Source organism: Bacillus shivajii (assembly GCF_020519665.1).
GTDB lineage: Bacteria > Bacillota > Bacilli > Bacillales > Salisediminibacteriaceae > Bacillus_CA > Bacillus_CA shivajii.
Map to the genome: position 1 here is coordinate 3536090 of NZ_CP084703.1, position 25070 is coordinate 3561159.

General features: G+C 41.0%; 15 protein-coding genes, 16 tRNA genes and 3 rRNA genes. 4 read left to right on the plus strand and 30 right to left on the minus strand.

Features of this window, described 5'->3' with window-relative positions; genetic code table 11:
• Positions 1-120: 120 nt before the first annotated feature.
• Complete coding sequence (locus tag LGQ02_RS17040; protein ID WP_226515531.1) at positions 121-960, plus strand: DUF6612 family protein; 840 nt, start codon at positions 121-123, stop codon at positions 958-960.
• Positions 961-1022: 62 nt separating this feature from the next.
• Here LGQ02_RS17040 and LGQ02_RS17045 read toward each other — a convergent pair whose 3' ends face one another.
• From LGQ02_RS17045 to LGQ02_RS17140, 20 genes are all read right to left on the minus strand, one after another.
• Complete coding sequence (locus tag LGQ02_RS17045) at positions 1023-2159, minus strand: serpin family protein (RefSeq protein ID WP_226515532.1); 1137 nt, start codon at positions 2157-2159, stop codon at positions 1023-1025.
• A 507-nt stretch (positions 2160-2666) separates the two neighbouring features.
• Positions 2667-2742: transfer RNA gene (locus tag LGQ02_RS17050), tRNA-Lys, on the minus strand.
• A 373-nt stretch (positions 2743-3115) separates the two neighbouring features.
• Positions 3116-3190: transfer RNA gene (locus LGQ02_RS17055), tRNA-Glu, on the minus strand.
• A 20-nt stretch (positions 3191-3210) separates the two neighbouring features.
• Positions 3211-3301, minus strand: a tRNA-Ser gene (locus LGQ02_RS17060).
• 7 nt (positions 3302-3308) lie between these two features.
• Positions 3309-3383, minus strand: a tRNA-Asn gene (locus tag LGQ02_RS17065).
• A 1-nt stretch (position 3384) separates the two neighbouring features.
• Positions 3385-3461: transfer RNA gene (locus LGQ02_RS17070), tRNA-Ile, on the minus strand.
• Between the two features lie 11 nt (positions 3462-3472).
• Positions 3473-3546: transfer RNA gene (locus LGQ02_RS17075), tRNA-Gly, on the minus strand.
• 253 nt (positions 3547-3799) lie between these two features.
• Positions 3800-3876, minus strand: a tRNA-Arg gene (locus tag LGQ02_RS17080).
• Between the two features lie 3 nt (positions 3877-3879).
• Positions 3880-3954: transfer RNA gene (locus LGQ02_RS17085), tRNA-Gly, on the minus strand.
• Between the two features lie 5 nt (positions 3955-3959).
• Positions 3960-4034, minus strand: a tRNA-Gln gene (locus tag LGQ02_RS17090).
• Between the two features lie 13 nt (positions 4035-4047).
• A tRNA-His gene (locus LGQ02_RS17095) sits at positions 4048-4123 on the minus strand.
• A gap of 16 nt (positions 4124-4139) precedes the next feature.
• Positions 4140-4213: transfer RNA gene (locus LGQ02_RS17100), tRNA-Trp, on the minus strand.
• 6 nt (positions 4214-4219) lie between these two features.
• Positions 4220-4304, minus strand: a tRNA-Tyr gene (locus tag LGQ02_RS17105).
• 172 nt (positions 4305-4476) lie between these two features.
• A tRNA-Asp gene (locus LGQ02_RS17110) sits at positions 4477-4552 on the minus strand.
• Between the two features lie 9 nt (positions 4553-4561).
• A tRNA-Ser gene (locus LGQ02_RS17115) sits at positions 4562-4654 on the minus strand.
• Between the two features lie 9 nt (positions 4655-4663).
• A tRNA-Met gene (locus LGQ02_RS17120) sits at positions 4664-4740 on the minus strand.
• 35 nt (positions 4741-4775) lie between these two features.
• Positions 4776-4851 (minus strand) — tRNA-Ala (locus LGQ02_RS17125).
• Positions 4852-4860: 9 nt separating this feature from the next.
• A 5S ribosomal RNA gene (rrf, locus tag LGQ02_RS17130) occupies positions 4861-4977 on the minus strand.
• A gap of 83 nt (positions 4978-5060) precedes the next feature.
• Positions 5061-7996, minus strand: a 23S ribosomal RNA gene (locus LGQ02_RS17135).
• 481 nt (positions 7997-8477) lie between these two features.
• Positions 8478-10032: ribosomal RNA gene (locus tag LGQ02_RS17140) — 16S ribosomal RNA — on the minus strand.
• Together the 16S, 23S and 5S rRNA genes with 16 tRNA genes alongside form the textbook arrangement of a ribosomal RNA operon.
• Positions 10033-10838: 806 nt before the next feature.
• Here LGQ02_RS17140 and LGQ02_RS17145 point away from each other — a divergent pair.
• Positions 10839-11444 (plus strand): biotin transporter BioY, encoded by a 606-nt coding sequence (locus LGQ02_RS17145; RefSeq protein ID WP_226515533.1) that lies wholly within the window; start codon positions 10839-10841, stop codon positions 11442-11444.
• Positions 11445-11605: 161 nt separating this feature from the next.
• On the opposite strand, the gene LGQ02_RS17150 is transcribed toward LGQ02_RS17145, so the two are convergent.
• The 5 genes from LGQ02_RS17150 to LGQ02_RS17170 form a co-directional block, all read right to left on the minus strand.
• Positions 11606-12271, minus strand: a complete 666-nt coding sequence (locus LGQ02_RS17150) for a hypothetical protein (RefSeq protein ID WP_226515534.1) — start codon at positions 12269-12271, stop codon at positions 11606-11608.
• A 142-nt stretch (positions 12272-12413) separates the two neighbouring features.
• Entirely contained in the window at positions 12414-13760 is a 1347-nt protein-coding gene (locus tag LGQ02_RS17155; RefSeq protein ID WP_226515535.1) for a Na+/H+ antiporter family protein, read from the minus strand.
• A gap of 233 nt (positions 13761-13993) precedes the next feature.
• The gene (locus LGQ02_RS17160) at positions 13994-15097 is read right to left on the minus strand and encodes a DctP family TRAP transporter solute-binding subunit (protein ID WP_226515536.1); all 1104 of its coding nucleotides are present in this window, start codon (positions 15095-15097) and stop codon (positions 13994-13996) included.
• Between the two features lie 60 nt (positions 15098-15157).
• Positions 15158-16432 carry a TRAP transporter large permease gene (locus LGQ02_RS17165; protein ID WP_226515537.1) on the minus strand — a complete coding sequence of 425 codons (1275 nt, stop codon included), beginning with the start codon at positions 16430-16432 and terminating at the stop codon, positions 15158-15160.
• A 23-nt stretch (positions 16433-16455) separates the two neighbouring features.
• Positions 16456-16992 carry a TRAP transporter small permease gene (locus LGQ02_RS17170; protein WP_226518357.1) on the minus strand — a complete coding sequence of 179 codons (537 nt, stop codon included), beginning with the start codon at positions 16990-16992 and terminating at the stop codon, positions 16456-16458.
• Between the two features lie 689 nt (positions 16993-17681).
• Here LGQ02_RS17170 and LGQ02_RS17175 point away from each other — a divergent pair.
• Positions 17682-18158: a divergent PAP2 family protein gene (locus LGQ02_RS17175; RefSeq protein ID WP_226515538.1), complete on the plus strand. Its 477-nt coding sequence runs from the start codon at positions 17682-17684 to the stop codon at positions 18156-18158.
• Between the two features lie 139 nt (positions 18159-18297).
• On the opposite strand, the gene LGQ02_RS17180 is transcribed toward LGQ02_RS17175, so the two are convergent.
• The 4 genes from LGQ02_RS17180 to LGQ02_RS17195 all read right to left on the minus strand — a co-directional run bounded on the left by LGQ02_RS17180 (position 18298) and on the right by LGQ02_RS17195 (position 21623).
• Positions 18298-19014, minus strand: a complete 717-nt coding sequence (locus LGQ02_RS17180) for a 3D domain-containing protein (RefSeq protein ID WP_226515539.1) — start codon at positions 19012-19014, stop codon at positions 18298-18300.
• A 160-nt stretch (positions 19015-19174) separates the two neighbouring features.
• Complete coding sequence (locus LGQ02_RS17185) at positions 19175-19498, minus strand: YuiB family protein (RefSeq protein ID WP_226515540.1); 324 nt, start codon at positions 19496-19498, stop codon at positions 19175-19177.
• 164 nt (positions 19499-19662) lie between these two features.
• Entirely contained in the window at positions 19663-19800 is a 138-nt protein-coding gene (locus LGQ02_RS17190; RefSeq protein ID WP_226515541.1) for a YuiA family protein, read from the minus strand.
• Positions 19801-20411: 611 nt separating this feature from the next.
• A complete protein-coding gene (locus LGQ02_RS17195; RefSeq protein ID WP_404802365.1) occupies positions 20412-21623 on the minus strand; it encodes an NAD(P)/FAD-dependent oxidoreductase in 1212 nt (403 codons plus the stop codon).
• 1034 nt (positions 21624-22657) lie between these two features.
• Between LGQ02_RS17195 and LGQ02_RS17200 the strand changes: the two genes are divergently transcribed.
• Entirely contained in the window at positions 22658-23785 is a 1128-nt protein-coding gene (locus tag LGQ02_RS17200; RefSeq protein WP_264183989.1) for a sulfite reductase subunit alpha, read from the plus strand.
• Positions 23786-24493: 708 nt separating this feature from the next.
• On the opposite strand, the gene LGQ02_RS17205 is transcribed toward LGQ02_RS17200, so the two are convergent.
• Positions 24494-24847 (minus strand): HesB/IscA family protein, encoded by a 354-nt coding sequence (locus tag LGQ02_RS17205; RefSeq protein ID WP_226518360.1) that lies wholly within the window; start codon positions 24845-24847, stop codon positions 24494-24496.
• Between the last annotated feature and the right edge of the window lie 223 nt (positions 24848-25070).

Genomic DNA, 25070 nt, shown 5'->3' on the forward strand with positions numbered 1-25070 from the left:
CTCCCTTTGAAGGAAACGTCTTTGAAAATATGAAACTAATTTTCACGAAACTTTTCTCCAATGGTAACGTAAATTTAAATGGGACTTAAATAAAGCTAAATGAATCTTGGAGGTAAACACATGAAAAAAAGTGTAATGCTAGTTGCTGCAGCCACGACAATGTTCTTGGCAGCATGTAATGATGAAGAAACAGTAAATGATGTCGAAAGTGTATTGAATGACTCTATTGAAGCAATGGAAGGCTTAACAAGCTATTCTATGAATATGGATTCAACACAAAGTATGGTCATTGATGAAAACGAAGCAATGGATTTTGATACAATGATCGAAATGGATTTACTTTTAGAGCCATTAACATTCTTTCAGAAAACAAGTCTAGATCTCGGTGACATGGGGATGGGAATGGATATGTCATTCGAATATGACTCTTACTTCTCTGAGGAAGACGGCTTTTTCATTGAGGATCCTTTCGTAGGAGAGTGGGCAAAATTCCCTGAATCATTAATGGATGAATTCTTAAGCTTAACAGATGCACAATTAAGTCCTGAAGAACAAATAAAGCCATTTAAAGATCACATTTCAGAACTAAGCCTAGAAGAAACAGACGGTCATTATGTCATTCGTTTAAAAGGCGAAGGTGCTGATATGGAGACATTCGCTGAACAAATTGGCGGCATGGCTGGAGAAGGACTCGATGAGATGTTCCATGACATTTGGTCCGATATTGAGATTCATCAGTTAGAGTATGAAATCTTTATCGATAAAGAAACGAATTACCAAACTGAAGCGAACATTCACATGGAGCTGACCATGGAAATTGAAGGTGAGTCGATGACAATGGAACAAACATCACACCTTACTTTAAGTCGGTTCAATGAATTAAATGATTTACAAGTCCCTGAAGAAGTCATGAATAATGCTCAAGAAATGACAGAAGAAGACTTTTTAGGTGGCTTTTAAGTAAATGTACAAAAGGTGTTTCTGGAATTTATCCGGAAACACCTTTTTCATCTTAAGTTATTTCATCCTTGGTTTCTTGGGTTTGCAACATATCCTACAAAATGTACCGTTTCATTTGTGCAGTCACATATTCGAAAAAGAAATGGATGGTTAAATGCTAAGTTAAATACTTCTTGTTCACCTCCTCCTCTTACTTCTACAGAAGTTACTGCCGCAGCTTCTGTTCCTTCCTCATTAAGTTCAATAAACGCTTTCGATTTCACTTCATTAATATAAAGGTTCGGTGGTATAGATGCAATGCCAGAAAAGTCTGCTTCTGATGGATCAAATGCTTTCTTCACCCCAAGATCTATTAACATATCCTTCAACTGATGCTCTACCGCGATTGAAAACTTCGGAACTTTTATTACCCCATAGCTCTCTTCATTTGGTACTTCCCACTTTACATCTTTATTGGATATCTCTTTTATTATGTCACGCAACTTCTCTTTCTCCCGAGGAAGTAGTAAATCCATACAAAAACTACGCTGATCCCCATAAAAAAGACGGACAGTCTCATATTTTTCCGTCTTTTTATACATGATGTAATCTCTTTTAAGCATAAAAGGAATTTCAACACTTATACCTTCACTTGTTGTAAACCGTTCTGTTGATGTGAGATCACGGTCAAACGGTTTGCTCCACTCTCCATAGAAATACACAGCATTTAGTAAAAGCATCAGCGTACTTTCATCAATTGTATCTACCATATCTCTTATTTTCCCAGCAGTTTGCTCCCTCACCCAATTATTAATCGATTCCTTCGTTGTTAAATAATCAATTTTTGCTTCAAATTGTTTCTCAAGTATCTGTTTAAACCCTTGAAAAAATTCATTTTCTTCTCTCATCCATAATGAATTTGCTACAGTAACTTCAATCGTTTCTTCATTCTTTAACCTTTTATGATAGTCTTTATAAAACTGAAAGATTTCCTCTTCCTTAATTTTAATTAACCCTATAGTTTCTAGAAGCTCATTTTTCGTTTCTCCCTTTGTACCAACTAACGTCATCATTAGTGCTTCAATCAAACTATAAGGACTAATTAATACATTATCTTTTTTTTCAAACAATTTATAAAGGAACTGACTACTGATTTGATTGATACGTTTTGGAAATTCACACTGAAAATGACCATCACATTCTCTTTTTTCTTCTGACATATTGAATATCCCACCTCTTCCCATAAATCAAAGCCACTATTAATAAATATGATATTCAGCGTTCCTAATGCTTAAAAGAAAACCCCCTTATGACCTTAGTCAAAAGGGGGAAGCGTTTTATGATAAATGAAGAACGGTTACTTTTTCATTCATCATTGATTCAATACTACGGCCAACACTTTTAATACCTTGACCTGACTCTTCACACCTAGAAAAGGAAAGTGATCACTCCCCGAGACGTAACGATTAAAACATGTGAATACTCTTAAACAATTCATAGAAATACAGAAAATATAAAATGGCATGTGTGTAAATATGACTAACAGAAGAATGTATAAAGAAAGAGTTAAAGGAAAAAATTGAACTTTAAAAAAATTGGATCGATATATGTAGAAGATTATTAATAGGAGGGGTTAAAAGTACTTGAAATATATGGTGATCAATTAGAAGGATTACTACATTTTTAGACAAAATAAAAAGACCTGTTCAATACAAGTCTAAAAAAAATGGTGAGCCATGAAGGACTCGAACCTTCGACCCTCTGATTAAAAGTCAGATGCTCTACCAACTGAGCTAATGGCTCGCAGTATTTGCGATGATGTTATCTCATCAAGCTTACGGACGATGTAACACTTCGTTGTCGTACCTGTTTCTTCCTCTGCTAGCTTGTCTTCGATGCCTAATGCGTCGAAACAACTCGCAGCGGTTTCGTGATGTAAATGCTCGTAACTGAGCTAATGGCTCGCAGTGTTTGCGATGATGATATCTCATGAAGCTTACGGACGATGTAACACTTCGTTGTCGTACCTGTTTCTTCCTCTGCTAGCTTGTCTTCGATGCCTAATGCGTCGAAACAACTCGCAGCGGTTTCGTGATGTAAATGCTCGTAACTGAGCTAATGGCTCGCAGTATTTGCGTTGATGTTTCTTCTAATCTATTCTATTTATTAATGAAAATGGTGACCCGTAGGGGATTCGAACCCCTGTTACCGCCGTGAAAGGGCGGTGTCTTAACCACTTGACCAACGGGCCTTTTTACAATTTAATAATAATGGCGGAGAAGGAGGGATTTGAACCCTCGCGCCGCTTACACGACCTACACCCTTAGCAGGGGCGCCCCTTCAGCCACTTGGGTACTTCTCCATAAAAATGGCTCCACAGGTAGGACTCGAACCTACGACCGATCGGTTAACAGCCGATTGCTCTACCACTGAGCTACTGTGGAATGGTGGGCCTGAGTGGACTCGAACCACCGACCTCACGCTTATCAGGCGTGCGCTCTAACCAGCTGAGCTACAGGCCCATTTAAAAAAATGGAGCGAGTGATGAGAATCGAACTCACGACATCAGCTTGGAAGGCTGAGGTTTTACCACTAAACTACACCCGCATATAATTTTGTTAAGACTTCAATTGCTTACCACGCTCTACCATGTCTCTTCCTCTACTAGCTAAGCTATCGTAGCTGTTTCCGTCGAGACAACTCCAAGAGTTTGTAAACACTGAATATTGAACGTTGCTTCTTCCTCTTCAAGTTTCGCTTCGGAGAATTATCCGTCGAAGCAGCACGCTGCAACTTCAATGATGTATTGCTTTGCGGCTGGAGGTTTTACCACTAAACTACACCCGCATATTTTAAAAAATGGCGCGCCCGAGAGGAGTCGAACCCCTAACCTTTTGATCCGTAGTCAAACGCTCTATCCAATTGAGCTACGGGCGCTTATGGAGCGGAAGACGAGATTCGAACTCGCGACCCCCACCTTGGCAAGGTGGTGTTCTACCACTGAACTACTTCCGCATAAATGGCAGGGCTAGCAGGATTCGAACCTGCGAATCACGGAATCAAAATCCGATGCCTTACCGCTTGGCTATAGCCCTTTAAAATATTATATGGGGCGGCTGATGGGAATCGAACCCACGAATGCCGGAATCACAATCCGGTGCGTTAACCACTTCGCCACAACCGCCACAAGATTTTAAATTTGGCAGGGGTAGTAGGAATCGAACCCACATCAAAGGTTTTGGAGACCTTCGTTTTACCATTAAACTATACCCCTATAAGATGGTGGAGGGGGAGAGATTCGAACTCCCGAACCCTGAGGGAGCGGATTTACAGTCCGCCGCGTTTAGCCACTTCGCTACCCCTCCACGTTTTTCTTGACGATAAACTGCGAATCTCTTCGTCAGCTACGTTCGACTCCATTTATCACGTACAGAAGTACGCTCAAACGTCATCTCACTTGCTTCCTTGACCTTCTTGTTTCTCGTCAAGAAAACAATTTTTTATACTGCGAATCTCTTCGTCAGCTACTAATTTAAATGGCGGTCCCGACGGGAATCGAACCCGCGATCTCCTGCGTGACAGGCAGGCATGTTAACCGCTACACCACGGGACCAGGTAAATATGGCGGAGGAGGAGGGATTCGAACCCCCGCGGGCCGTGAAGCCCCTGTCGGTTTTCAAGACCGATCCCTTCAGCCGGACTTGGGTACTCCTCCGTATAATATTGGTAGCGGCGGAGGGAGTCGAACCCACGACCTCACGGGTATGAACCGTACGCTCTAGCCAGCTGAGCTACACCGCCACAATATAAAAACAAAAATAATGATAAAAATCAATTGGTGGAGCCTAGCGGGATCGAACCGCTGACCTCCTGCGTGCAAAGCAGGCGCTCTCCCAGCTGAGCTAAGGCCCCATATAAAAAGCCCAGCAACGTCCTACTCTCACAGGGGGAGAGCCCCCAACTACCATCGGCGCTGGAGAGCTTAACTTCCGTGTTCGGCATGGGAACGGGTGTGACCTCTCCGCTATCGTCACTGGACTTATGAAATTGAGAAGTATTGTACTCTCAAAACTAGATAACATTTGACTGATGACCTTCGGTCTGAAGGTTAATGTAATACTTTGGTTAAGCCCTCGATCGATTAGTATCTCTCAGCTCCACGTGTTGCCACGCTTCCACATGAGACCTATCAACCTCATCATCTCTGAGGGATCTTACTCACTTGACGTGATGGGAAATCTCATCTTGAGGGGGGCTTCATGCTTAGATGCTTTCAGCACTTATCCCGTCCACACGTAGCTACCCAGCTATGCTCTTGGCAGAACAACTGGTACACCAGCGGTGTGTCCATCCCGGTCCTCTCGTACTAAGGACAGCTCCTCTCAAATTTCCTACGCCCGCGACGGATAGGGACCGAACTGTCTCACGACGTTCTGAACCCAGCTCGCGTACCGCTTTAATGGGCGAACAGCCCAACCCTTGGGACCTACTTCAGCCCCAGGATGCGATGAGCCGACATCGAGGTGCCAAACCTCCCCGTCGATGTGGACTCTTGGGAGAGATTAGCCTGTTATCCCCAGGGTAGCTTTTATCCGTTGAGCGACGGCCCTTCCATACGGTGCCGCCGGATCACTAAGCCCGACTTTCGTCCCTGCTCGACCTGTATGTCTCGCAGTCAAGCTCCCTTATGCCTTTGCACTCTGCGAATGATTTCCAACCATTCTGAGGGAACCTTTGGGCGCCTCCGTTACTTTTTAGGAGGCGACCGCCCCAGTCAAACTGCCCACCTGACACTGTCCCTGAACCGGATCACGGTCCGAGGTTAGAATTCCAGTACAGCCAGGGTAGTATCCCACCGACGCCTCCACCGAAGCTAGCGCTCCGGCTTCCAAGGCTCCTACCTATCCTGTACAAGCTGTACCAAAATCCAATATCAAGCTACAGTAAAGCTCCATGGGGTCTTTCCGTCCTGTCGCGGGTAACCTGCATCTTCACAGGTAATATAATTTCACCGGGTCTCTCGTTGAGACAGTGCCCAAATCGTTGCACCTTTCGTGCGGGTCGGAACTTACCCGACAAGGAATTTCGCTACCTTAGGACCGTTATAGTTACGGCCGCCGTTTACTGGGGCTTCAATTCAGAGCTTCTCCCTAATGGGATAACCCCTCCTCTTAACCTTCCAGCACCGGGCAGGTGTCAGCCCCTATACTTCGCCTTGCGGCTTGGCAGAGACCTGTGTTTTTGATAAACAGTCGTTTGGGCCTATTCACTGCGGCTCTCTCGGGCGTAAACCCTAATAGAGCACCCCTTCTCCCGAAGTTACGGGGTCATTTTGCCGAGTTCCTTAACGAGAGTTCTCCCGCGCGTCTTAGAATTCTCTTCCCGCCTACCTGTGTCGGTTTGCGGTACGGGCACCAGTCACCTCGCTAGAGGCTTTTCTAGGCAGTGTAGGATCAGGAACTTCGCTACTAAAATTTCGCTCGCCATCACAGCTCAGCCTTACGGTAAGCGGATTTACCTACTTACCAGCCTAACTGCTTGGACACGGACATCCAATGCCGTGCTTACCCTACCTTCCTGCGTCCCCCCATTGCTCAAATGGTGACGTGGTGGTACAGGAATTTCAACCTGTTTTCCATCGCCTACGCCTTTCGGCCTCGGCTTAGGTCCCGACTAACCCTGAGCGGACGAGCCTTCCTCAGGAAACCTTAGGCTTTCGACGGAGGGGATTCTCACCCCTCTTTTCGCTACTCATACCGGCATTCTCACTTCCAAGCGCTCCACCCATCCTCTCGGTTGAGCTTCAACGCCCTTGGAACGCTCCCCTACCACTGTCCGTAAGGACAATCCATAGCTTCGGTGATACGTTTAGCCCCGGTACATTTTCGGCGCAGAGTCACTCGACCAGTGAGCTATTACGCACTCTTTCAATGGTGGCTGCTTCTAAGCCAACATCCTGGTTGTCTAAGCAACTCCACATCCTTTTCCACTTAACGTATACTTGGGGACCTTAGCTGATGGTCTGGGCTGTTTCCCTCTTGACTACGGATCTTAGCACTCGCAGTCTGACTCCCGAGGATAAGTATTTGGCATTCGGAGTTTGACTGAATTCGGTAATCCTGTGGGGACCCCTAGTCCAATCAGTGCTCTACCTCCAATACTCTTCCCTCGAGGCTAGCCCTAAAGCTATTTCGGGGAGAACCAGCTATTTCCGAGTTCGATTGGCATTTCACCCCTACCCACACCTCATCCCCTCACTTTTCAACGTGAGTGGGTTCGGGCCTCCATCCAGTGTTACCTGGACTTCACCCTGGACATGGGTAGATCACACGGTTTCGGGTCTACAACCACGTACTCATTCGCCCTATTCAGACTCGCTTTCGCTGCGGCTCCGTCTCTTCAACTTAACCTTGCACGTAATCGTAACTCGCCGGTTCATTCTACAAAAGGCACGCCGTCACCCATTAACGGGCTCCGACTACTTGTAGGCACACGGTTTCAAGATCTCTTTCACTCCCCTCCCGGGGTGCTTTTCACCTTTCCCTCACGGTACTGGTTCACTATCGGTCACTAGGGAGTATTTAGCCTTGGGAGATGGTCCTCCCAGATTCCGACGGGGTTTCACGTGTCCCGCCGTACTCAGGATCCACTCCGGAGGAAACGAAGTTTCGACTACAGGGCTTTTACCTTGTCCCGCGGACCTTTCCAGGTCGCTTCATCTACTCCGTTTCTTTGTAACTCCGTATGGAGTGTCCTACAACCCCAAGAGGCAAGCCTCTTGGTTTGGGCTAGTTCCGTTTCGCTCGCCGCTACTCAGGAAATCGCATTTGCTTTCTCTTCCTCTGGGTACTAAGATGTTTCAGTTCCCCAGGTCTGCCTTCTCATACCCTATGTATTCAGGTATGGATACCACCTCATTACAGGTGGTGGGTTCCCCCATTCGGAAATCTCCGGATCAAAGCTTACTTACAGCTCCCCGGAGCATATCGGTGTTCGTCCCGTCCTTCTTCGGCTCCTAGTGCCAAGGCATTCGCCGTGCGCCCTTTCTAGCTTAACCACTTTGCGGCAGATAACCATCGGATTTCTGCGTCAGCTGCGATCTTCGAGATCCTCACGTACATGTTGTACGCTGTGGCCTCTCATCACTTGCTTCCTTGAACTCCTCGGTTCTCTTTGCAAACCAATATCATAATTGGTTTTACCACGTATGGCGTCATATTAACCTTCTAAGACACTCGGTTGTACTCTGTCGAATCCATTACTGAATTCGTTTCAAACAACCGGTGAAGATCAATCAGTCTTAATCTGTTATCTAGTTTTCAAAGAACAATTTGCTACAGATGATCGTCGCTCTTCTTCGTCAGCTTCGTCTCTCGCTCTTGTCACGTATCCTTTAAACATACGCTCAATCGCTCGAATCCTTGCTTCCTTGAATAGCTTGATCCTCTTTGCAAAGTTATTTATTTGAGAGTATAACCTCTCAAAACTAAACAAAAAGCGCAAACGATCGATAAAGTAATGAGCTAATAGCTCCTTAGAAAGGAGGTGATCCATCCCCACCTTCCGGTAGGGATACCTTGTTACGACTTCACCCCAATCACCTGTCCCACCTTCGGCGGCTGGCTCCAAAAGGTTACCGCACCGACTTCGGGTGTTACAAGCTCTCGTGGTGTGACGGGCGGTGTGTACAAGGCCCGGGAACGTATTCACCGCGGCATGCTGATCCGCGATTACTAGCAATTCCGGCTTCATGCAGGCGAGTTGCAGCCTGCAATCCGAACTGAGAATGGCTTTATGGGATTCGCTCAACCTCGCGGTCTCGCTGCCCTTTGTACCATCCATTGTAGCACGTGTGTAGCCCAGGTCATAAGGGGCATGATGATTTGACGTCATCCCCACCTTCCTCCGGTTTGTCACCGGCAGTCACCTTAGAGTGCCCAACTAAATGCTGGCAACTAAGGTCAAGGGTTGCGCTCGTTGCGGGACTTAACCCAACATCTCACGACACGAGCTGACGACAACCATGCACCACCTGTCACTCTGTCCCCCGAAGGGGAAAGCCCTATCTCTAGGGTTGTCAGAGGATGTCAAGACCTGGTAAGGTTCTTCGCGTTGCTTCGAATTAAACCACATGCTCCACTGCTTGTGCGGGCCCCCGTCAATTCCTTTGAGTTTCAGCCTTGCGGCCGTACTCCCCAGGCGGAGTGCTTAATGTGTTAACTTCGGCACTAAGGGCATCGAAACCCCTAACACCTAGCACTCAACGTTTACGGCGTGGACTACCAGGGTATCTAATCCTGTTTGCTCCCCACGCTTTCGCGCCTCAGCGTCAGTTGTAGGCCAGAAAGTCGCCTTCGCCACTGGTGTTCCTCCACATATCTACGCATTTCACCGCTACACGTGGAATTCCACTTTCCTCTCCTACACTCAAGTCCCCCAGTTTCCAATGACCCTCCACGGTTGAGCCGTGGGCTTTCACATCAGACTTAAGAGACCGCCTGCGCGCGCTTTACGCCCAATAATTCCGGACAACGCTTGCCCCCTACGTATTACCGCGGCTGCTGGCACGTAGTTAGCCGGGGCTTTCTGGTTAGGTACCGTCAAGGTGCCGCCCTATTCGAACGGCACTTGTTCTTCCCTAACAACAGAGCTTTACAATCCGAAGACCGTCATCACTCACGCGGCGTTGCACCGTCAGGCTTTCGCCCATTGCGGATGATTCCCTACTGCTGCCTCCCGTAGGAGTCTGGACCGTGTCTCAGTTCCAGTGTGGCCGATCACCCTCTCAGGTCGGCTACGCATCGTCGCCTTGGTAAGCTCTTACCTCACCAACTAGCTAATGCGCCGCGGGCCCATCTTACAGTGTTAGGATAAATCCCAACTTTTACAATAGAGTCATGCGACTCTATTGGTCATCTGGTATTAGCCCCGGTTTCCCGGAGTTATCCCAGTCTGTAAGGCAGGTTGCCCACGTGTTACTCACCCGTCCGCCGCTGACCTCATAAAAGTAAACTTTTAATTGGTCCGCTCGACTTGCATGTATTAGGCACGCCGCCAGCGTTCGTCCTGAGCCAGGATCAAACTCTCCAATAAAGTGAGTTTGATGTCTCTGACATCATAAAAAAATTTCATTGACGGGATATTTTCATATCCCATTTCGCTTGGCTTTTTGTTTAGTTTTCAAAGGTCAAAATCAAACTTTGTCGTTTAATGACGACTTTTTCATCGTAACATTTCGCAATGTCGTTGTCAACATCTTTTTTTGTGGTGTTTTTAACTACTCTTTAACAGCGACTTGAATATCATATCACTCTACCTGAGCAGTGTCAATATTTTTTTGCGAGATGTTTTGTTTATGCCTGCCGTTTTCGGCGACGGATAATAATATATCATGCCCAAATTGGTAATGCAACCTATTTCTATAAAAAAATTAGAAAAAACATTTTTACTTATGACTAAAACATCCCTATTATATTTAACTATCATATTTTAACTAACATATTAATAACACTATAGCTAAAGTTGCCCCCTTTGTGTCCAAAACCTAGCTTAATGAAAAACCTCGGCTAAATGCATTTCGTCTTGCTGCATACTAGTACTCTACACAAACTGTTTCGAGCATCCATTTCATTAACGCAGAAACATTACCTCCTGTAGAAGTGAGCTGTAGTTTAACGATCTTTTGTAACAAAAACTTAGCACCTACCTAGTCTTGCTAGATAAAAGGTTAGTTAAAAAAATAAAGAAAATAATACTTTTATTAATATAGAAGAAAAAAAGAAATTGTCGAATAATATTGTTAACCATATAGATAGAAGAGTTGACATCCATCGACTTACACACCTATTATATTGTTAACTGATAAGTTAAGATTGTTTACAATAAGGAGGAGAAACAAAATGACAAATGAAAAGAATCAATTTTTTAGTGTTGTTGAGTTAACAAAAGCAGCGATGTTCATTGCCCTTATGGCAATTGGAGCAAACTTAACTGCATTTATCACCGTTGGGGCTGTACCACTAACATTCCAAACAATCATCGCCATCTTAGCAGGAGTACTTCTCGGTAAAAAAGTAGGTACCTTTGCGATGATCGGATATGCCATCGTCGGTTTAATTGGCGTTCCTGTATTCGCCGGCTTTCAAGGAGGCCTACATATTGTTGGCCAAGCAACGTTTGGCTTCATTTTATCTTTTATTGTTTTAGCTTATGTTGTTGGCTTTATTATCGAAAAATTCAACAAACCATCATTACCAGTTTACATTACCGCTTGTTTTATAGGGCTCCTAATCAATTACGGAATTGGGGTTCCATACTTATATTTATATACTGTTAACGTATTAGGCGTAAATGATGTTACACTATTAGCTACCTCTATAGGGATGGGACCTTTCTTTATTAAAGATGCAGTTTTAACTGCTTTTGCTGCAATATTAAGTCCTCAATTAGTTAAAGCAATCTCGCTTTCAACTTCTCAAGTTAAAACGACGCAAAAATCTGCATAAAATAAAAAATGAGCTAGCGACTTGGTACCTCTTTGCTACCAATACTACTCATAACATCCGAAAAATTCATCAAATGTATATCTTTTATTATCTAAAAAAGCAAGTCGACCTTTTCGGTCACTTGCTTTTTTCAAACGAACATACCTTCCTCATTCCCCTGCCTAAGATACACCATCCTTTACTTCGATCAAATAATTATCTAATAGTAATTGACCTTCTTCTTCAATGAAGGAGAACTTGACTGTGAATTTTTCTTCAGGAGGATAGCCATACATCTCATAATAGTTCCTAGGTTGTTCTGTATTCAAATGATTATAAAAACGAACTGACACTTCATTTACTTCAATTAATACCTCTTCACTGTTAACCTTAACATCGAGGTCTTCGTTACTGATTAACTTCAAGCCTGGATTCAAGAGTGAAGGTTGTACCGTCGAATAAAAAGATTGGTTCCCCTCCCCTTGAATCAAATGCTGACTAGTACTTCTTAAATATTCTTGAAGGTCTTCATTATAGAGCAAGGGGTCTCCTTCATCAAATAGCTCTTCAATCACTTTATCCACTGCTCCTTCTGTCATATAAGGAGATAAGTAACTAATCACTTTTTCAGTTTCATGCAATTTATCATTATAGAATTTGCCATCTTTTTTACGGTGATTACTAAACAATGGTTCAACAGCCTCAACTACGTCATAGTAATAACCTTTCATTTCATACTCTTTTATCGTATAAGTCGTTGGTATAGACTTTTGGAAAATTATAAAGGAAGCAGCTCCACCTATTAAGAATAAAGCAAATAATAACCTCACTTTTGTAATTCCACTCAATTAAATCACCACTCATCTATATTTCTCTAATAATATAGACGAAACATATTTGGTAAAAGTTTCATGTTATATAGAAAAAGCCGTAATGTTTTTCACATTACGACCGATTCCTCATATGAACAACTTCATTTCAAGTATACCTTTATAAGATCATTGCAGCAATCCAACCAAATAATATTAATGGTAAATTAAAGTGTATGAAAGTTGGAACACATGTGTCCCATATGTGGTTATGCTGTCCATCTGCATTCAAACCAGCCGTTGGGCCTAGTGTGCTGTCCGAAGCAGGTGAACCAGCATCACCGAGTGCACCAGCGGTTCCAATTAGAGCAATCGTAGCCATTGGACTAAAACCTATTGCTTCAGCAAGTGGAACAAATATAACGGCGATAATCGGAATCGTCGAAAACGAGGATCCTATTCCCATTGTAATAAACAAACCTATGATTAACATGACAATCGCACCAAGAGCCAAGTTATTTCCTATTGGTCCCGCTGTAGCTTCTACTAATGACTGTACATGCCCTGTTTCACTAATGACTTCGGCAAATCCACCAGCAGCAATCATAACAAACGCAATGAACGCAAGCATCTTCATACCATCAGTCATTAAATCAACGGAATCATTAAAGGATAATTTCTTCTGGAAATGGAGGATCGCAAAGTAAATATATAAGATTAACAATCCGATTAACGCACTAAAAACCATATTTCCTGTCTCTACTTGTGTATATAACACAGCAATAATTGAAATAACCCCTAAAATTATACCTGGCATTGAGTAACTGTAGTCGCTTTCTTTCAAAGTTTGATCTGATAGTTCCTTATTTTCATAGTTTCTAGGCTTTCTATAAGTCACAAAGATAGCAAACAATAAACCTATAAACATCCCTAGTACAGGAATTAGCATTGCTTGAGGTACCATCCCCATTTCAATTGCCGCTCCACTTTCATTCATATTCTCAACGATGATTTCGTGGAAAATTAACCCGTACCCAGCTGGTAATAAAATATAAGGTGCTTTTAACCCAAACGTTAAAGCTGTTGCAGTTGCTCGACGGTCCATTGCCAGCTCATTGAACACTTTCAGTAATGGTGGTATTAAAATTGGTATAAAAGCAATGTGCACCGGAACGGCATTTTGGGATAAAGAAGCAACAAAAGCAATAAGAAATAATACAAATACCTTTGTTAATGTTTTTCGTCTATCCTCTCCTTGTTTACCAACAACTTTAATCGCTGCTTTAACAAGCAAGTTTGGCAATCCAGTATAATTGATTGCTACCGCGAACGCTCCTAATAACGCATAACTTAAAGCTACATTTACGTTTGTACCTAATCCATTTGTGAAAATCTCGATCGTTTCCATCGTTGTAAATCCAGCTGTAAGCCCACCTGCTAATGCTCCTACTAAAAGTGCAATAACAACATGAATGCGAGCCAAACTCAATCCAATCATTACAAGTACCGCTATTACTACTGCATTCATATATATCCCCCTATTGTTTTCTTTATTTTGAATTTATCTTCTAATCCTTCACTTCTTTATTTCTTTATTGCTTTATCGAGATAAATCATTAAATTAAAAACAGTAGTTATTATTACACCTTTTTGAGATCTTGTCAATATAAAAACTAAAAAGTTCGAAGACCAGGTCTCCGAACTTTTTGGTACTAATATAAAAGGCCCTGGAAAATAACTTTCCAGGGCCTTTTGTAATCTTTATTGTGCAGCTTCGATATCTTCTAATAGCTGATCAAGAATTTCTTCAGCATAGTCTCCACCGTTTTCACGGTAGAAATCACGAACATCAACCGCTAGTTCGCGGAACTGCTCACGCTCTTCTTCAGAAAGCTCATATACTTCTGTTGGTGTATCTGTCGCTTGCTCAATTAAGTCTAACGCAGCACCATTTTGCTCTTCTTGAATTTCAAACGCACGGTCTCTCATTTCTTCCACCGCTTCATCAATAATCGCTTTCGTCGCATCATCTAAACCGTTATAGAAATCAGGGTTCACTGTTGTCATTGTTACATACATATTGTGGTTAGAAATCGTTAAGTGATCTTGTACTTCATTGAAGTTTGCATCTTCAATAAAGAATAATGGGTTTTCTTGTCCGTCAACAGCCCCTTGTTGAAGACCTGTGTAAAGTTCTCCCCAACTCATCGCTGTAGGGTTCGCTCCATATGCTTCATAAGACTCTAAAATTAACGGAGACTCTTGCGTTCTCATTTGGAAACCGTTGAAATCATCTGGATTGTGTAATGGAGTACTTCCTGTCCATTGCATTGCACCTTCTGTCCAGAATGCTAATGGTAAAATGTTATGTTCTTCATAACGTTCACGAAGCGTTGTGTTAATTGCTTCACTCTCATTTAAAATTTGCTGACTTACCTCTAGGTCATCAGGGAAAAGGAACTGAAGGGCAAAAATGTTTCCTTCAGGTACAAGTGTTCCAGTAAACCCAGGAGAAATAATTGCAAACTCAATAACACCGTTTGCTAAGTTTTCTACAGCATCTACTTCACTTCCTAGTTCACCAAAGCCATATACATCGATCGTAATTTGACCATCTGATTTTTCATGTACTATATCAGCGAACTCCTCAGCATAAACCATTTGTACTTGTCCTTCTGTTTCTTCAGTAAGGAAACGCCATTCTTGCGCTTCTATCTCTGTTGTTTCTTCGTCTCCACCATTCGTATCTCCACCTGTAGCATCGCCACCATTTTCATCAGTGCCTGCATCTTCATCGCCGCCACAAGCAGCTAATACTAAACCTAGTGATAATACACTGGCTAATAAACCTTTCTTCTTAAACATTTAATAATACCCCCATATAATTTATTATTTTAAAGATTTCCGCTACTCCTTACTGATAGATTAAAAGAGTTTTAGTAAGAATAGCGATATATCTTCAAATAGTATGACTAACATTCCTACAATCAACAGCATGATAATATAAGGTGGTGTCCCCCTTATGACATCAAGATATGACCGATTAAATACAGCACTTGCCGTAAATATGTCAACACCAAATGGTGGTGTTGCTGAACCTAATGCTGCTTGGAATGTAATAACGACACCTAAATGAACAGGATCTACCCCAGCATCAAAGGCAACCGGAGCAAAGATCGGCGTCAATATTAAAATCACGACAATCGGATCGACAAACATACACCCGATAAAGAAAAATAACGCAACAATTAATAAAACATATAATGCCGATGGGTCTGTACCTAGTACAGCCTCAGTCATTTGTCGCGGAATTCTTGCAAAGGATATGACCCACGAAAAGGCTTGCCCTCCTGCAACTAAAACAAATACTGCTGAAGTTACAATCCCTGAAGATAAGGCAATTTCAGGCAATTGTTTAAACCTTATTGATCGAAACACAAGAACTTCTAATATAATTGCGTAAAGAACGGATACACCTGCTGCCTCAGTCGGAGTAAAATGTCCACCATAAATACCATAAATAATAATTACAGGAAACCCTAACGGTAATAGTGCTTTTAACGTGACATCTCCTCTTTGACGCCAAGGCATTTTATCGGCAAGAGGTATGTTATAAATTTTCGCGTGAATAAAGGCATATACGGAAAAGAATAGAAAGATTAGTAGCCCTGGACCAATTCCCGCTACGAAAAGGTCACCTACTGATGTTCCTGTAACGAGTGCATAAATAATCATTCCTATACTAGGAGGAATAAGAAGTGCAACGTCACTTGCATTAATAATAAGGGCAATCGCACTCGAATCTTTATACCCTACTTTTAATAGCCGCTCTCGCATTGGCTTACCTATTGCAACAACAGTCGCCTGTGTTGATCCAGAAATCGACCCGAATAACGTACATGCTGCAGCAGTCGTAATCGCATATCCGCCTCGCAGGTGACCAACAAATGCTCCTACAAAATCTAATAGACGCTTTGATGTTCTTCCTGTAGACATAATATCTGCTGCAAAGATAAATAAGGGTACAGCAAGTAACACATAAGAAGAGATTCCTTCAACCATTTGTTGAATCATAATTGTTGGATCCAAGCCATCCATGAAAAAGAATAAGATGACAAGCGGACCGACAATTAATGGAATCATCATCGGAAAGCCCATAAGCAATAAAACAACCATAATTGCCAGCATTGTCCAAGCCATAATAAATTCCTCACATTTTTAGTTTATTGTTCATCGTAATCTTTTTTGTCTTCAGCTAAATATACTTCCTTATTAACGATATTCACCCACATATTCCGTAAGAATTGAATACCTCCAATAAACATTCCAATAGGCAAAGCGACCACCATTAGCCAGAAAGGAAATTGTAATGCTGCTGTTGTTCTTCCCGACTGGTAAACCCCCATCGTGTAGTCATAAGCGTAGTAACTCATGGTAAATAAAATAATAGCTGTTATTAATGGATTTACGATTGCCAATACTTTTCTCACTCGTTTTGGTGAAATATCAAAGAACGCTGACATACTTATATGTCGACCTTTTCGAGCTGCATAACTGATCCCCATAAAAGTTGCAACAATAATCGATAATCGGCTAATTTCAGCAGCGAAATGCCAGCTCTGCCCTGTACTCATTCGATAAATGACATTCCCAACAGTCATGAACGTGATCACAAGTATTGACCAGCTTAAAATAAATTTCTCTAACGTATGTAAGCCAACATCTATAGATCGAAAAAAAAGTTTTATCCACTTTTTCATACTGTCCAACGACTCAGCCCCCTTTCTTGAAAAGGCATTAAAAACAAGTACCCCGCCTTGTTTACTTGGTTTTTTTTATTCGTTCATAAACGTACGTAAACCTTTATTTTATGTATAACTTCCGTACGTTTTGAAAATTTTCGTGTGAGTCTCTATTAAATATGATATAGCAATGAGCCAATTGTTACAAAATGGATAGTTTTTCGTATAGCTTGATTATTCTGTAAATATTCCAGTGAAGATACATTGGATAGTCACAATATAGAAATACTCTTAACACCTTCCAAAAGGTCCCATTTGCTCAATGCTTACGAAGATACCCGATATTTACCCGATGAAAATAATATTAAACCTACTTTTTTTATCTCTATTTAACCGAAATGTAAAGGCTCTCCTATATGCGAGAATTAAAATCCCCCTGTGACTCTAACGGTTTTTACTTAATTTTTAAGAAAATGAATACATGAAGTTCGTCATATCTTTCATATAATAAGCAAGAAAGAAGAAATACTAATCAATTTTTAAATAATTTGTTATAATGTACGATACACGTTGGAGATGCAAAACAGTTATTTTTCAAGGTTATTTGCAAACAAATTCGGTTAAAGGAATACATACACCTTCATTAATTAACAAGCAAACTTTACAGTCATCCGCACACCTTACGATGAAGAAAGGACATAAAAACAATGGAATTATTCTCTAATTTCCCCTTATGGGCTGCACTTTTCGCGATAGGATTTGCACAATTTATTAAAGTACCTCTTCAATATGTAGCTTCACGAAAATTTGATTGGACATTACTAACAAGCACAGGAGGTATGCCTAGTTCACATTCTGGAGCTGTTACTGCTTTATCTACAGGTATTGCATTAGAATATGGGCTCGGCTCACCTTTCTTTGCTATTTCTGCCATTTTTGGCATCATCGTCATGTTTGACGCCACAGGTGTAAGGCGCCATGCAGGTGAACAAGCAACCGTTATTAATAGACTTGTTCTAGACTTCAATAAAATGGTCGAAGAAATGAAGCATTGGCCTGAAAAAGAAGAACAACAAAAACGAAAAGAATTGAAAGAATTATTAGGCCATCAACCTATTGAAGTTTTTTTTGGAGGACTGTTAGGGATTATATTAACCCTAATATTGCACGCTATCTTACATTAAAAGTGAATCATTTCAATTAAAGAGATGGAGGTATTAACCCTTTTCATTTCGAATATAACCACGTAAAAAGAGGCTGTCTCGTAGTAGATCGATTGAACCACTACGAGACAGCCTCTTATTTATCAACATTCGGTTATGTTTATGAAGCATCAACAAACGATAATTGTCTTCGGAAAACTTGTACAGCTTCATCTTCATTTAATTCGATGATATCTTCATCTGTCACTCTTCCATCTCCACGTTCGATGATGAAAACTTCAACGGATTGTTTTCCCCATTGATTGTAAACATCTTCTACAGTCTCATAATAAAGGTCGATTTTATTTCCTTTTATTGCTGAACCAGTATCAGCTACAACACCATATCCATAACCTGGAATAAAAAGGATTGTCCCTATTGGGAATACACTTGGATCTGCTGCTATTGTTGAATATAGGTCTCGCTTGACGGTCGCACCTGAAAAGGTGATTCCATATTGTGGATGACTTTCTGTTTTTCCAGTCGATTCATAACCAGCTGTATATCCAGTTGCCACCACTTCAACAGAAGGGTACTCTGACCAATCTTGTGACTCTTCTAACGTAACTGGTCGTCCTTCTATTGCTTCGTAAGACATAACTTTACTTTCCTGATAAGCAAATGGTAAACTCCTACTTCTTAAAGCAGTTTCCCTTCCTTCTAAATCATGACCATACATTGTTATTGGACGGCGATCCCAAAAAGGATCATGTTCTACTAACCAATCTCTCATTTGTTCAGCATTAACATTGGATAAAGTTGAAAACGTCGTAAACATCGCACCTAGAAACAAAAGTGAAATAACAACACGACTTTTATGTTTTTTTAGATTCAACATTTATTTTCACTCCTCTCACCTTGACATCCTTTCCAATTTTCGTTAGCTTTATACGGATATCGGATGGTAAATAAAGGCAAAGTGAAAAAGGAAACATATTACCTATATAAAAGAACGTTCTACTTACCAAAATAAAAAAGCTTTCCATAAGAAGGAAAGCTTAAAACATTTGATATCCACGATCTCTAAGCATTCGGATAGCAATGCCCGAAAGAATTGCTCCAACCATGCCAGCAGACAGTATGATGATATCTGGGGTTTTTAAAGATAGTAGCTGTGAAAAAAACGCTGGAAATGCTTGTCCAGGTTCTGTAAAATATTTCGAAATGCCTATATCGTTAACAATTAGAAATATAACAATCGGGTATATCACAGCCATCGTCCATGTTGAACGTAGTAACATATTTAAAATAAACCCAATTCCAAAAAAGAGAACTAAATATAATACTAATGCAATAATAATTTGTGGTAAGCTTATTTCCATTGGTGGTTTCACCCCCGAATTATCAAATTTAAGTTTACTTAATTCTTCATCTTCCGTCAATCTTTTTATCCACATACCTAAAAGTACTAAATTATGATATCCACTTAAGGCCATGCACAAAAAAACACTTAGCCCAATAGACTAAGTGTGAGTAAACATAATATTTATCTAGAAGGGTGGTTCTTACCTGTTCCGTGGCAATGATCGCATGTTTCCGAACCGCCAAGCAACAATTGAAAGTATCCTTTACCAGTACAATATTCACAATCATTCCCTTTCAACTTCTGCTTGTTTAGAGCCATCTAGACTCCTCCTTCTCTTTAGATTATTGTTTGAACTTTCAGATAATATAACAATTCTAAATAAGAAATGAAAGGGACAATTTCAGCTGTATTCCTACATGTAAGCGCAACCATCCTTGCTTTTCTTGATAATTCTTTTACATATGTAGTTTTTCAATTTTTATAAACAAAACTTAGCTTATTGTTAGAGAGATTCTTAGTACTCTTCACCTGCGACGAGCAAGCATAGCTGCGCAGGAGCACAAAGCAACTGCTTCGTCGAAATAACTCCGACCTGCGACGAGCAAGCGTAGGAGCAACGAGCATTCGCTTCTCTGAACTTTCTTCGAGCTGCCTCGACGCATCATCTTCCATGAAGTGCTTGAAGAGGAAGAGGCACGTAGTCTGCGACGAGTAACCACAGGAGCAACGAGCATTCCCTTCTCTGAATATTCTTCGAGCTGCCTCGACGCATCAGCTTCCATGATGTGCTTGAAGAGGAAGAGGCACGTAGTCTGCGACGAGTAACCGCAGGAGCAGTTACTTTAATCCTTTAGCAAAGTTAAAAATTCTTAAAGTGTAAAAATAATTAACAGCCCCTCGGCGCTCAGCACCGAGGGGGGACTTTTTACTTAAAATAAGTTTAATTTTCCTTTTTTTAGAACTAACGGCATTCCACCTAATAAAAATAGGTAGCGGTTATCGATAATTTTCTTCATTGTTGACGCGGATGAACCGTATAATTTTTTCGAACCAACAACTCCAATTGCTTCTTTACCACCTAATGAAGCAACTGTTCCTTTAAGGTCTGGTTTGAATTCTTCTAATTGTTCTTTTCCTGCTAACAATGCTTTAATGTTGTTTGAACAAGTGTATGATTGCTGAATCGCAATTTGTGCAGTTGGTGGGTATGGGCGATTAATTTCTTCATTAATGATTAGTGCACAGTCACCAATGACAAATACATCATCAAATCCTGGCGCACGTAAATCTTTTTCTACTTTAATTCGCCCACGCATTGTTTCAAAGCCAGATTTGTCAACAACAGAGTTACCACGTACACCTGTCGTCCATACAACTGTTCCAGCTTTAATTTCTTCATCATCATCTAATAATACGCCATCTTCTCTCACTTCTTTGATTGGTGTATTAATTCTAAATTCAACCCCACGGCTTTCTAATAAGTTCATCGCGTATTCAACAAGTTCCTCATCGAAACCAGGAAGAGCTGTTGGTGCAGCTTCTACAGAGTAAACTTTTACTTTTTCACGGTCAATGTCATATTCTTGGCATAGTTCAGGAATTCGTTCAGATAGCTCTCCAATGAATTCAATTCCTGTGAATCCTGCTCCAGCAACGATAAATGTTAAGTCTTCTTCTTGTTTTTCATCAGAGGAATTATAACTTGCGAACTTATATTCAATATGCTCACGAATTAGGCGAACAGAGTTTACACTACGAATGGCAAACGCATGTTCATTTACACCTGGAATTCCAAATGTTTCTGGTTCAGAACCTAAACCGATGACTAAATAGTCATAATCAAGTTCACCATTGCCTAAAATAACTTTCTTTTCTTCTGTTTTAATTTCTTCAACAGAATCTTTAATAAAGTTAATTTTGTTTGTGTCAACAACGCTTTCAATTCGCATTCTTGTTTTGTCATGATGCAACGTTCCTGCAGCAGGTTCATGTAACCATGTCGTTTGATAATGATAATTGTGCTTGTTAACTAAAGTGATTTCAGCATCTTGATATGCATGCCCCTTTTGAAGGCGTGTTGCTGTCATCATCCCACCGTAACCAGCACCTAAAATGACTATTTTCGGCTTCTTATTCATCATTCTCACTCCAATTAAATTCTTCTTATTCTCCATTTTCCCCAATGGCCCATATTTACACGCATGTGAATTTTTCCATGCACAACCCGAAAGTTTGTGATATAATTCACGTACCAAGACGTAAAAATAGATGAAATTTTAAATATAAGACCAATATTAGAAAAACACCTGCATGTTTTTACCATTTTCATGAAGAATAACTTATTTACCCTCTATCATCATATTCGTTCATCCCCTTTTTTTCAACCACTTTTTGACTAATTTTTGAACTTTCCACATTTCGTGCACCTACTATTATCCTAATACCCTACTTTTAATACTTTTAACATTATTTATGGTGTAAATATTAGTATTTTTTGAATTTTTAGATTTGTTTGATTTAATATTCACAAGACCTTTTCTTCTAACAATTTTATGATTATAATAATAATGTAGTAAGATTATTGTTTAAATAAGGCTCTTTTCTAAATGATTGTTTCTTTTTATGAATAAAAAAATTTGAATGTGTGAGCGATAGGCGGCGACTGTCCCTTCCTCTACAAGCAACGCTTCGTAGTTTATCCGTCCACCGGGCAAAGCGTCACGTCCTGTGACTTGCCTGGTGTTAGGACGTCCTGTCCGTCGAGACAAATCGACCTGAACTCGATAAACCTGGTGGGAACAGCAACGAACGCCACTACACTGACTAAGCTATGAGCTGTGCCGACACATCCTCTCCAAAGAATCAGCTGATAGAGAAAGGCACAACAAGCATTACTTCTTCGATCGGCTTCGAACTGCGACGAGTAACCGCAGGAGCCACGAACTGAAAATCACCTGAAACGCCGGTAGAAGTTTCAGGAAGCCCGTGTCGTGTCCAGAGGTGCAAAGAAGACACCGTGAATGCAAGCAAAGCGCAACATGAACGGATGTCGCACTTGTACCGAGAGGTGTATGCGTCCGCCGTTAGCGAACGCAAGTAAAAAAACAACAATGTTTACGAAAACAGCCTTAAATAAAGTGTGGAGGTGTCAAGTTTGAAGGTGGGGGTAGAGAAATTGAGTGAAAGCTATTCAAGAAAAAATCCCTTTAAAGCAGAAGTCCTAAAGAATATCAATTTAAACAAAGAGGGATCGAAAAAAGAAACAAGACACATCGAACTGTCATTGAAAGATTCAGGGTTAGAATTTAAACCAGGAGATTGCCTTGGAATTTATCCTGAAAATGACCCAGAACTCGTAAATGCCTTGATCGAAGAAATGAAATGGGATGATACAAAAGAAGTAGTGGTCAACAAAAATGGTGACAAAGTTCCACTAAGAGAAGCGTTAGAAAAACATCTTGAAATTACTCTGTTAAACAAACGGATGGTAAAAAAAGCAGCGGCATTATCTGACAATGAAGAACTACAGGCATTAGCCGAAAGCGACCAATTAAAAGAGTATATGGACGGTAGAGACTTATTTGACCTTTTACGTGAGTTTAAGCCATGGAAAGCAAATGAAGAAGATATTGTTAGTCTTTTAAGAAACATGCCGCCAAGACTTTATTCGATTGCAAGTAGTTTAAAAGCATACCCTGGAGAAGTTCATTTAACCATTGGCGCTGTTCGTTGGTATTCTCACGGAAGAGAAAGAAAAGGTGTTTGTTCCGTCCAGTGTTCGGAAAGACTGGATTCAGGCGATACACTCCCGGTATTTATTCAAAAAAACAATCATTTCAGTCTACCAGAAAGTGCAGAAACAGATATCATCATGGTTGGACCTGGTACCGGTATCGCTCCGTTTCGTTCGTTTATCCAAGAAAGAGAACATCAACAGGATAAAGGAAAGGCTTGGCTGTTTTTTGGAGACCAGCACGAAAAAACGGACTTTTTGTATGAAGAAGAATTTAAAAACAGTCTAGAAAGAGGCACACTCACACATCTTACAACCGCTTTTTCAAGAGACAGTGATAAGAAAGTCTACGTTCAACACCGATTAGAAGAAAACGGTAAAGAGATTTATCAGTGGCTCGAAAACGGTGCAATATTTTATGTGTGTGGAGATAAAGAACGCATGGCAAAAGATGTTCACCAAGCATTAATTGATATTATCAAAACACATGGCAATAGAACTGATGAGGAAGCCGAAGAAACTCTCAAACAAATGAAAAAAGAACATCGCTACTTGCGTGATGTGTACTAAGAAATACACTTAAAACCGGTAGTCTAATAACCCAAAAGCTTATATCGATCTCGATGCGAAAATGTTCACTAATTACAATTCGAACATGTTCTAAGTAGCTCCATTTTAAAATGTGCATTATTTCACGAAAAGAAGAGGTTAAGCCCCTCTTCTTTTTTTCTTACCAGTTATATAAGAAAAGCGCTGGAGTCTTGGTATGAAGAAGTCGACTAGACTTCAAATGTCGAGCGAAGCGACCCCGAGCCGATTATGCTGCCTCTTCCTCTACTAGCGGAGCTTTATAGTGTATCCGTCGAGGCAACTCGAAGCCTACTCGTGTTGTAAACGCTCGTGCCTGTTAGTCTAGACAACTATCCAGGACAAAAATTTTATCACTTTCTTATCCCTTAAAGAAAACTCGCCGATTGGCGAGCCTTAGGCGAAGACAGAGGTGTTAGTTGCGACGATCTATACTTCTTGATTAAGCTTCGAACTGCGATGATTAACCGGAGTAACCGCAGGAGCCGACGCACAGGACGAGCTATCACTGGCGCCTAAGATAGGACATCGTGTTCTTAGCCGGGAACTTATACTTAGTTCTTTTAAATTTTTTCTTCGTCGATCTACTTCTTCGATAAAATTTTATAAATTCAGATAGTACAAAAATAAAAAGAAGCTGTCGAGCACCCACAAAAGGGATGCGACAACTTCTAAATGAATTTTCCAACGTTAACAATCTTCTGGTTTTCCTGCATTTGTTGCTGTGCGGAATGATGCCCCACAACCACAATTCGCGATGGCATTAGGGTTATCTAGCGTAAACCCTCCACCCATCATATTTTGTTTATAGTCAATTTCTACTCCTTTTAATGCTGGAGCACTTTCACCATCTACAACGACTTTTAATCCTTGGATTTCAAGAGTTTGATCTTCGTCATTGACCTCAGAATCAAAGCCCATTGCATATGAAAGACCTGTACAACCACCGCCCTGGACACCTACACGAAGGTACGCATCTTTTTGGCCTTCGTCTTCCATCATTTTTTTAATTTGCGTTGCTGCGGCTTCACTTATTTTTATCATCATCCTTCACCCCTTTTCAATCGTTCGGATGTTAGTTTTAGTATATCGTTTTCTGCCATAACCATCAAGGAATCGAAATATACCATAATTATGTATATGAAAAGTTGCTTATATCGATACAACTTCTGTTTGTAAGTCTTGTAAAATTAATGGTAAGATAAAGAGAGTATATTTTGAAAGACGAAATTTATTTATGTAACAAAATACACTGCAACCATTACTC

Bases quoted from the DNA above. Each gene is read 5' to 3' on its own strand.
- LGQ02_RS17045 (WP_226515532.1), bottom strand. From the start codon at position 2,159: ATGTCAGAAGAAAAAAGAGAATGTGATGGTCATTTTCAGTGTGAATTT.
- LGQ02_RS17160 (WP_226515536.1), bottom strand. From the start codon at position 15,097: ATGTTTAAGAAGAAAGGTTTATTAGCCAGTGTATTATCACTAGGTTTA.
- LGQ02_RS17195 (WP_404802365.1), bottom strand. From the start codon at position 21,623: ATGATGAATAAGAAGCCGAAAATAGTCATTTTAGGTGCTGGTTACGGT.
- LGQ02_RS17185 (WP_226515540.1), bottom strand. From the start codon at position 19,498: ATGGAAATAAGCTTACCACAAATTATTATTGCATTAGTATTATATTTA.
- LGQ02_RS17180 (WP_226515539.1), bottom strand. From the start codon at position 19,014: ATGTTGAATCTAAAAAAACATAAAAGTCGTGTTGTTATTTCACTTTTG.
- LGQ02_RS17190 (WP_226515541.1), bottom strand. From the start codon at position 19,800: ATGGCTCTAAACAAGCAGAAGTTGAAAGGGAATGATTGTGAATATTGT.
- LGQ02_RS17175 (WP_226515538.1), top strand. From the start codon at position 17,682: ATGGAATTATTCTCTAATTTCCCCTTATGGGCTGCACTTTTCGCGATA.
- LGQ02_RS17145 (WP_226515533.1), top strand. From the start codon at position 10,839: ATGACAAATGAAAAGAATCAATTTTTTAGTGTTGTTGAGTTAACAAAA.
- LGQ02_RS17205 (WP_226518360.1), bottom strand. From the start codon at position 24,847: ATGATAAAAATAAGTGAAGCCGCAGCAACGCAAATTAAAAAAATGATG.
- LGQ02_RS17155 (WP_226515535.1), bottom strand. From the start codon at position 13,760: ATGAATGCAGTAGTAATAGCGGTACTTGTAATGATTGGATTGAGTTTG.
- LGQ02_RS17170 (WP_226518357.1), bottom strand. From the start codon at position 16,992: ATGAAAAAGTGGATAAAACTTTTTTTTCGATCTATAGATGTTGGCTTA.
- LGQ02_RS17040 (WP_226515531.1), top strand. From the start codon at position 121: ATGAAAAAAAGTGTAATGCTAGTTGCTGCAGCCACGACAATGTTCTTG.
- LGQ02_RS17165 (WP_226515537.1), bottom strand. From the start codon at position 16,432: ATGGCTTGGACAATGCTGGCAATTATGGTTGTTTTATTGCTTATGGGC.